The sequence below is a fragment of the Leisingera sp. F5 genome (assembly GCF_001593695.1).
The window spans coordinates 1-1228 of sequence record NZ_LUKH01001153.1; the positions used below are offsets into that span (position 1 = coordinate 1).

Here is a 1228-nt window from a genome sequence, read left to right on the forward strand (position 1 = left end):
GTGGATGGTCTCCGGCACATCGACGGTTTCGCAGTCATAGATGGTCTTGCCGCTGTCGACACTTTCCATCACCGCCAGTTCCCGCGCGTTGCGGGTCATCAGCTTGGCCAGCCGGATCAGCACGTCCTTGCGCTCCGACGGATGCAGTTTCGACCAGCGCCCGTCGTCAAAGGCTTCGCGGGCTTTCTCAACCGCGAAATCAACGTCCTCGGCGCCGCAGGCCGCGATATCGGCCAGTTTTTCACCGGTCGCCGGGTTCACGGTCGCAAAGGTATTGCCCGAGGCCGCCGGGCGGAATTTACCGTCGATGAAGGCGCCGGTGGGCAGGGCCAGCCCTGCGGCGATGGATTTGTATTCGTCCTGGGTCAGCAATGTCATGGCTCAGCCCTCCGCCTGAATGTCGGCAATTTTCTGTTTCAGCACCCGCACAACCTGTTCCAATGCGCGTTTGTCGTCCTTGTTCAGCCCCTTCAGCGGTGCGCGCATGGCGCCGGCGGCGATGCCGTTCAGGGTGACTCCGTGTTTGATGGTCTGGATGAACTTGCCGCCCTGCTCCAGCACATGCATCAGGGGCATCATTGCCGACATGATGCGGCGGCCCTTGGTGTAGTTCCCCTCCACCACGCAGGCGTTATACAGCGCCACATGTTCGGCCGGCAGGAAGTTCGACCCGCCGCAGACCCAGAAGGGTGCGCCCCAGGCAAAGAATTCCAGCGCCTGATCATCCATGCCGCAGCCCAGCTGGATATGCGGATAGTCCCGCGCCAGCAGGTGCACCCGGTTGATATCGCCCGAGCTTTCCTTGATGCCGCAGAAATTGCGGCTGCGGCCCACCCGGTCCAGGAACTCCTCGCCCATCATGGTGCCGGTGCGGTGCGGGTAGTTGTACAGCATCACCGGCAGATCGGCGGCCTTGTCGATCGCAAGGGCATTCAGTGCGTTTTCGCGGTCGGTCGGAACGGAATAGGGCGGCGAGGCCAGCAGAATGCAGTCGGCGCCGATTTCCTTGGCGCCCGCGGCCAGCGCGACGGAATCGCCGGTCAGCATCGCGCCGGTGCCGACCACCAAGGGCAGGCGGCCTTTCAGCTGTTCATGGGTGAACTTCGCCAGCTCCAGCCGTTCCTCGACGGTCTGGGCATAATTCTCACCGGTCGAGCCGCCGGAGATCAGGCCATGCACGCCGTTTTCAACCAGATATTCGATCACCTCGGCCAGCGCGTCCCAATTG

General features: G+C 62.9%; 2 protein-coding genes. Both read right to left on the reverse strand.

Annotated features, from left to right (window positions below; all coding sequences use genetic code 11):
• Nucleotides 1-378, reverse strand: a 378-nt coding sequence (locus tag A2I95_RS39685; protein WP_291737840.1) for an aldehyde dehydrogenase family protein, incomplete at its 3' end; no start/stop codon positions are given.
• Between the two features lie 3 nt (nucleotides 379-381).
• Nucleotides 382-1228: dihydrodipicolinate synthase family protein (locus tag A2I95_RS39690; RefSeq protein WP_291737841.1), on the reverse strand; the 847-nt coding region annotated here is incomplete at its 5' end.